9 protein-coding genes are annotated in these 6964 nt (G+C 52.0%); 5 read left to right on the top strand and 4 right to left on the bottom strand.

The window, feature by feature from the left end; all coding sequences use genetic code 11:
- Nucleotides 1-201 precede the first annotated feature (201 nt).
- From Q7V48_12995 to ltrA, 4 genes are all read left to right on the top strand, one after another.
- A complete protein-coding gene (locus Q7V48_12995; GenBank protein ID MDO9211646.1) occupies nucleotides 202-486 on the top strand; it encodes a DUF2442 domain-containing protein in 285 nt (94 codons plus the stop codon).
- A complete protein-coding gene (locus Q7V48_12990; GenBank protein ID MDO9211645.1) occupies nucleotides 479-739 on the top strand; it encodes a DUF4160 domain-containing protein in 261 nt (86 codons plus the stop codon). The genes Q7V48_12995 and Q7V48_12990 overlap by 8 nt, the downstream gene beginning before the upstream one ends.
- Nucleotides 740-1116: 377 nt before the next feature.
- Nucleotides 1117-1266: a hypothetical protein gene (locus Q7V48_12985; protein MDO9211644.1), complete on the top strand. Its 150-nt coding sequence runs from the start codon at nucleotides 1117-1119 to the stop codon at nucleotides 1264-1266.
- Nucleotides 1267-1466: 200 nt separating this feature from the next.
- On the top strand, nucleotides 1467-2810 hold the full coding sequence (gene ltrA, locus Q7V48_12980; GenBank protein ID MDO9211643.1) for a group II intron reverse transcriptase/maturase: 1344 nt from the start codon (nucleotides 1467-1469) through the stop codon (nucleotides 2808-2810).
- A 242-nt stretch (nucleotides 2811-3052) separates the two neighbouring features.
- On the opposite strand, the gene Q7V48_12975 is transcribed toward ltrA, so the two are convergent.
- Complete coding sequence (locus Q7V48_12975) at nucleotides 3053-4066, bottom strand: DUF3187 family protein (protein MDO9211642.1); 1014 nt, start codon at nucleotides 4064-4066, stop codon at nucleotides 3053-3055.
- A 243-nt stretch (nucleotides 4067-4309) separates the two neighbouring features.
- Here Q7V48_12975 and Q7V48_12970 point away from each other — a divergent pair, with 243 nt between their 5' ends.
- Complete coding sequence (locus tag Q7V48_12970; GenBank protein MDO9211641.1) at nucleotides 4310-5299, top strand: DUF3943 domain-containing protein; 990 nt, start codon at nucleotides 4310-4312, stop codon at nucleotides 5297-5299.
- A gap of 187 nt (nucleotides 5300-5486) precedes the next feature.
- Here Q7V48_12970 and Q7V48_12965 read toward each other — a convergent pair whose 3' ends face one another.
- The 3 genes from Q7V48_12965 to Q7V48_12955 are packed head-to-tail and all read right to left on the bottom strand — an operon-like array spanning nucleotide 5487 to nucleotide 6894.
- A complete protein-coding gene (locus Q7V48_12965) occupies nucleotides 5487-5648 on the bottom strand; it encodes a hypothetical protein (protein MDO9211640.1) in 162 nt (53 codons plus the stop codon).
- A 57-nt stretch (nucleotides 5649-5705) separates the two neighbouring features.
- On the bottom strand, nucleotides 5706-6389 hold the full coding sequence (locus Q7V48_12960; GenBank protein ID MDO9211639.1) for an IS1 family transposase: 684 nt from the start codon (nucleotides 6387-6389) through the stop codon (nucleotides 5706-5708).
- 1 nt (nucleotide 6390) lies between these two features.
- Nucleotides 6391-6894: a hypothetical protein gene (locus tag Q7V48_12955; GenBank protein ID MDO9211638.1), complete on the bottom strand. Its 504-nt coding sequence runs from the start codon at nucleotides 6892-6894 to the stop codon at nucleotides 6391-6393.
- Nucleotides 6895-6964: the final 70 nt, after the last annotated feature.

The raw sequence follows: 6964 nt of genomic DNA, 5'->3' as shown, positions 1-6964 counted from the left end.
CGCCCAGGCGCTCGAGCGGCACCGCGTTGAGGGCGCCTCGGTCGCGCCCAGAGCACCAGTTGAATAGATCTCCTAACCTCAGCATGCACCCGACGCCCGCAAGCGGGCGCGGGTGACGCCGGACGTTGGCCGTTGAAAAACAGCGCTCTTCCCGGATATTCTCATCTATGATACGATGAGAGGGGAAGGAGGAAAAAGGAAATGAGGAAAATCTCCGAGGTCAAGGTATTGCAGGGGTATCGCCTGGAATTGGTATTTGATGACGGAGCGCGTGGGGTGGTGGATCTTTCCGGCTTAGCCGGCAAAGGCGTTTTCGCCATGTGGTGCAACCGTCGAATTTTTGAGCAGGTCCGGATCGGTTCATTTGGCGAGCTTATCTGGGGCGACCAAATTGATCTTTGCCCAGATGCCTTGTATCTTAAAGCAACGGGCAAGAGGCCGGAAGACGTTTTCCCCGCCTTGCGCTGCGAGTCCTCCCATGCCTGAGATCAGTCGCTTCTTTGGCATCGTCATCAAGATGTTCTTTGACGATCACAATCCGCCCCATTTCCATGCGGAGTACAGCGGCTACGTTGCTCTGATCGACATCCGCAACCTGTCCGCCTTCTCTGGCCGCTTGCCGCCTCGCGTGATGGGACTCGTGATCGAGTGGGCAACAATCCACCAAGAGGAGCTCTTCGCTAACTGGGAGAGGGCGCGGGCTCAGCAGGAACCGCAGAAGATTGCCCCGCTCGAATAGGTCCAGCCAATAATTGTTATCTGGCTATTACGAATTAGATCTAAAATAAAGGTCTACCCCCTCACTCCAGCGGACGCCCTGAGATGGCAACTTTGAAGACGTAAGGGGCAAGGTATTTCAGGCTTGCTTCGCTACAGCCCACGGCCTGGGAGCTGCCGCTTGATCTGTTTTTCCAGTCCCGCCTTGCTTGTGGTCTTTTCGGTTGACATGCACCTCCGTTTTTCGTATATTCAGCCTAACCAAAAGCGAGTTTTTAGTGCGCCAGGCAAAGCCTGGGGAATCCAGTTGGCTGAGAAGCCAGCCTGACAAAGTTAGCCGACCGTCAGAACCGAGTTTTGCATTTATGCGGGTAACCGTATGAGTGAAGCGTAAACAGGGTGACAGCAGGCCGTAATCCGAAATGGGTGAAGGAGTTCAGCCTCGAAAACGCTAATGTTGTGGAGCGAGCCCAAGGGATTAAGAACCCTGAAGGCAGCAACGAAGCCATCGTTAAAGGCGAGATGGCGGATACTCCACCGGGGTCATAGTCCACGGCATGTTGTTCAAGGGATTCTTCAGGAACCTGGGAGGACCTGTGCCTTCCTCTGATAAAGGGGTACTCAAAACCGAGGAAACGAGGGTTAAGGATGAGGTACAGGTAGTCGGATCAACTCATAGTACTGATGAAGCCGGGTAATGCCGGTGGAGGGAAGGGGTTGACAGGCAGGTGTATCGAGGAGGGGAAACAATGCAGGACACAGAGCCCGGAAAAGCATTGTCAACGGAACTGAATCGGCTATCAGAGATTGCGGCAAGAGATTCAAAGATTAAATTCACTTCATTAGCCCACCTATTGACCGAAGAATTCCTGAAGGGTTGTTACCGCGAGCTGAACCATCAGGCGGCAGCCGGTATAGACCAGGTAAGTTATGAGTCCTACGGAGAGGAACTGGATAGGAACATAGCGGATCTGGTAAAGCGGTTGCGGGAGAATCGATACAGAGCGAATGACATTCGCCGGGTATGGATACCGAAGCCCGATGGGAGGGAGCGGCCTTTAGGGATTCCTGTTCTGGAGGACAGGATTGTACAGAGAGGGGTGGCGAAGATATTGAGCGCCATTTATGAGCAAGACTTTCTGGACGTATCCTATGGATTCCGGGAGGGGAAGAGCGGGCACGATGCGCTTAAGACGCTGGAGTTGAGCATTATGAAAGGCGGGGTGAACTACCTGATAGATGTGGACATCAAAGGGTATTTTGATCACGTGGATCATAAGTGGCTCATGCGGATGCTCAAAGAGCGGATTGTGGATCGCACGATCCTGCGGTTGATAGGGAAATGGCTGAAGGCTGGAGTAATGGAGGGAGGGGAAAGGATACGCAATGAAGTAGGGGTACCCCAGGGTGGCGTTATATCTCCGCTTCTGGCCAATATCTGCTTGCACTACGTTCTTGATCTGTGGATCATGCGGAAGGTAAGGAGAGAATTGGCAGGCAGAATATACCTGATCCGATACGCCGATGATTTTGTCATCGGATGCACCGACAGGGAAGATGCGCAGAAGGTATGGGAAATGTTGCCGGACAGGCTGAAGCAGTTTGGTCTGGAACTATCCCTGGAGAAGAGCCGGATGATGGAATTTGGCAGGAGGGCGTATCTGGAGGGAAAGAAGGAGGGTAGCAGGTTAGGCACGTTTGACTTTCTTGGCTTTACGCATTACATGACCCGTAGCCGCAGAGGTGGCGCAAGACTGGGACGGAAGACGATCGGGAAGCGACACAGCAGGACCCTGATCGCCTTGAATGACAAGCTGAGGAAACTGCGCAATCTGTTATCATTCCGGGAACTCCATAGGCATGTATGCCGGGTTCTCAAGGGGTATTACAACTACTACGGATTTGCGGGAAATGCAGCAACGCTGAATAAATTTGCCTATGCGGTAGAGCGGAAGTGGTTCAAGTGGCTCAACAGGCGGAGTCAGCGGAAGAGTTTCAACTGGGAAGAATTCCAGGAGCGACTTAAGCGTTTTCCCTTACCAAGACCCAGGATAGTGAAAGGTTACTCTTGGATTTATGCCACAGGCATGTGAACCTGTCTGAAGAGCCGGATGCAGGAAATCTGCCCGTCCGGTTCTGTGAGGGGCCGGAGCCAACGGATATAGGGTTGAAATAGTGTGGCACCGCCGGGAAAACCAGGCGGCAAACGGAGAAAACAAACCTCAACCTGTGGTATCTGGAGAAACCGGTCTACTCGACTCAATCGCGGGTATTGTCTGTGAACCGTATCCTTTTTTTCTGACACTGACACTGACACAGACACAAACCACTTACTTTAAAAGCTGCCGCGCAAGGCAAGGTGAAAGACCACATCGGGAGAGGCGCGATTCAAGGGGTCTTCTGTGACCCCGAGGTCCAGGTTTATATTTTTCGAAAAAGATAGCGTCCCTCCGATGGTCAGCTGTACCGACCCAGCGTTCAGTTCTTCGAGTCCGCTATCCTTGTAAAACGAGGTGTGCCCATTGGCCTGGATCTTAAAAGCGATCCAGCGGGCAGGACTCCATCCAAGGCCTAAAACCCCAAACCCCACCCAATTACGCTGTTGATCTTTCAGAACGTCCCCGTCCGTCATGCCCATGACCCCGCCCGCCCCAAAGAGGGTCATATGGCCGATGCCCGGCCGGAAGTCTTCTCCGGCAGTCATCCATAGAGAAAGATCGGTGCTCCCGCTTCCATGGAGTTGTTGGCTGTCTCCGGTAGGCAGCTTGAGCGAGGCCCGCAGGGATATGGCCCGGGAGGGCTTGACTGCGCTTTGATAGAGTTGGAAGCCGCCCATAAGTTGGATATCTCCGATTCCATTGCTGGATTTGTTGACCTTGAGGAGAACCTGCCGGTCTTTTTGGTACTGGTAGAGCAAGCGATTCTTCGGCGCCTGATCCCGGCCCCCCGCGGGAAAGCCGAAGGTATTGTGATACCAGTCAATAAACCCATCCGTAAAGCCGCCCCCCTCGATGATGTAGGGAATCGCCAGCCCGAACTCAAAATTCTTGGAGATCCCGTATCGTGAATCCAGGCTGATGCGGGTTCTTTGTCCATCGAGGATGATGCTTTCCCGCTGATTCTGGTCTTCGATAAAATGATTCGTCAGGTCAACGATGAACCTCAGGTCTGCCTTTCGGGCGGGAACCAAGGAGGGTTCTCCGATCGAAGGCAAACCGAAGATCTGAATCACCGGGCTTTGGTTCTGGGTATAGAAAGGGGTGATTTCAGCAGCCGGAAGAGAAGGAGGAAAGAATAGGGCACCCCACCCCATAGCCACAGCAATATAAATTCGAAGACGCTTTGGCATGATTTTCATCCACCGGGAAAAAATTTGGAGTCATACTATCAACTGCACCCATTCTTGTCCATGAAAATTGAGGTATGGTTTCCGGACTTGGCCCCTCAACGTCGTATCCATTTCCTTTTATAGGCGTTCCATGTTAGAATCTCAAATTTATCTTATTTCCCTGTTGATTTCACCCTCACGGCACACGGCATGATGATAAGAACTTGCGCTTTTCTCCTCTTTTTCTTATGGGGAATGTTTCAGATGGGTGCGGATGGTTTTCGCACAGCCACGGCTTCCGAAGGAGTCATGGAAAGGACGCAGGAGGTCGGACCTCATCTGCGGGAAACAGATCAAATGGAAAATACGGCCCATGCCACTCATCGCTCATGGAACGTCTATCTCGAATGGAATGAACCGGGCTGTTCCGGGAGGCAGATCTTCAGGGAGATGGGAACAACCGAAGATCCGAAAATTACCCCTACCTTCGGCCTGGGCTTTTGCCAGGTAATCGATTCGGAAGGCAGGTACACGTTGCTGAATGAAGGGGAGAACCCTTTATTCGATGCGGGCCAGAAAGAGCGCAGCGAACCCCAGCGGGATTGGAGGGGCATCGGAAGGGATACGGCCTTTTTCATGAGTTACCAGGTTGTTTTTGCCGGCTTCCTGTATCTTCTGCCGGAGAGTGTGACCAGTTGGACGAAGGAGCAGAAAAAAGCAACCGTGAAAAAATGGAAAGAAAACGTTCAAAATCCGGTCTGGGATAAGGATAAATGGTGGATTAACTACATAGGCCACCCCTATTTCGGCGCCACCTATTATATTCGGGCCCGCGAGCGGGGTTTCGGCGAATTCGGTTCCTTCGGGTACTCGGCACTGCTTTCGGCCCTCTATGAATTCGGAATCGAGGCCTTTTTCGAACCCCCTTCCTACCAGGATCTGATTGTCACCCCGGTGGGGGGATATCTCGTCGGAAAGTTTGTCTTCGAGCCCATTCGCGAGAACATCAAGGCCAAAACCCAACTGGCATGGTATGACCATGCCGCTTTGATCCTGACGGATCCCCTGGGGGCGATGAACAGCGTATTCGAATGGGCACTGGGCATCCAGTCGGACATTCGAGTTCAATTCCATTCCCCCAATCGGAAGCACATGGCCGTTGCTCCCCCTGCGGGCACGTCTCTGGAGTGGCAGGAAGTAAGATTTTTCCGCCCCGATGGGGTGAGCATTCAGTTACAGGTGGAGTGGAAATAAAAGCCAAATTCAACCTAAGCTCTCAAACTCCCTATTTGGAATGCTTATTTCATTGAATTTCAACCAGGAATCCTTGCTCTTTCAGTCTTTACGAACTGCACCTTTGCAAGTGCAATCGCCGTTCAAGGATTAGCCTGGCAGTATCTGTTAATTCGAGTCTTACTTCTTCCAAATAAATATTTCTTCGCTATTCCTTACCGGTAAACAGGCCATAAAGTTTCTTGTTTATTTCTTCATCCATCTCTCCATCCTTGGCTTTCTGGAAGAATAAGGACTTTATCGGATCAGCCAATATACGACCGATTTTGAGGCCCAGGCGTGGGTCTTTGTACTGAAAGAAATCTTCCATGTAGCCAAATATGGAATAAAACGGTCGTGACCCTTTAATATATTGATAATTATTTAATCATTCTCTGTGACAGAGCAGTTCTTCCAACGTCCAAACATGATTACTGATCCCTGCTGCCATGGCAGGGGTGCGAAGAACCCAAACGTGATCCCCCTTAGATCGGGCTCTCAACCGCAGGGCCCGATGTGGCTTTACAAAATTATCATGGGCATCAATAAAATCGAGGGCATTTTGGAGTTCTCGACGGTTCTTTGAAAACCCCAAGGTCTTACGGGCCAGACGGCGGAGTTCCTGGCGCAGTGTTAGATTATCTCGTTCGATGTAAGCGGTGTTAATCTGTCCTTCGCTCCCATCGGCTCGTTTCAAGGAAGCGGCCTGAGCTTCGACGGGACGGCGTTTCCCGAAGATGACGCTGCGGGTTACCTTGACCACTCGCCCTCCCTGACGCTCTTTATGAACCTGAGCATACCTTAGGGCAGGGGAAGGAACCCGGCGGGGTTTCGGCAGGCGTCCCCTTAATCCTTTCGGGACAGGCTTTTCCCATTGACCAAAGAGTTCTAAAAGGACTTCGGCATAATGCCGGAGGGAGTCGGAAGTAAAGAGGGGAAGCGAATCGTCCAGACGCCTTCGGATCTTGCGCAGGAGTCGCCGGGCGCTATAAAGATTTCGATTCCCCACCAATGAGGCCAAACGGAGACGAAACTCTGGGGCGAAGGCCCGCCAGATCCAAGTCGTTCCCAAACTACGGCCCCGTCCTTTTGGGGGGAGAAACGGGGCTGTCGGGTTGGCGGTCCATGGAGATTTTGGTGTTTTTTTTAACGAAGGTCCAAAGCTCATCTACTTGGACTTGGGAGAGTTTGAGGTCCCGAAGGAGCATATCGCTAACCTGCTCACAATGCAGAGCAGCCACCGCCAACCACCTCCGGATGGTATCGAGCTTGATCTCCAAGACGCGGGAGGTGCCCCGAAGTCCCAGGCCCTCGGCCAGCAGCTGCAGGCCCATAAGGGCTCTCTTCTTGGGGCTACGAAGATTGAAGAAGGCGGTGCCGGTACGACTGGAAAAAGCCTTGCCACAAGTACGGCATAAAAAGAGCCGGGCTTTGCCGGTACTTCGGGTTCGGTAGGTCCCATTGGAGACCACATTGCCCAGTCCTTTTTTCCTATGGTGTTTACATTTGGGATTGGGACAACCGATATCAAAGTATTTTGGTTTCGGGCCACGTTTCTTCTTAGCTCTTTTAGCCATCCCCTCCTCCTTTCTGAAGAGAGGATAGCATAAAGTGAATATATTATCAATATATTAAAGGGTCACGACC

The sequence above is a fragment of the Deltaproteobacteria bacterium genome (genome assembly GCA_030654105.1).
Classification (GTDB): domain Bacteria; phylum Desulfobacterota; class SM23-61; order SM23-61; family SM23-61; genus JAHJQK01.
Note: the sequence above shows the minus strand (reverse complement) of the source record. Positions and strands in the feature narration are given on the sequence as shown.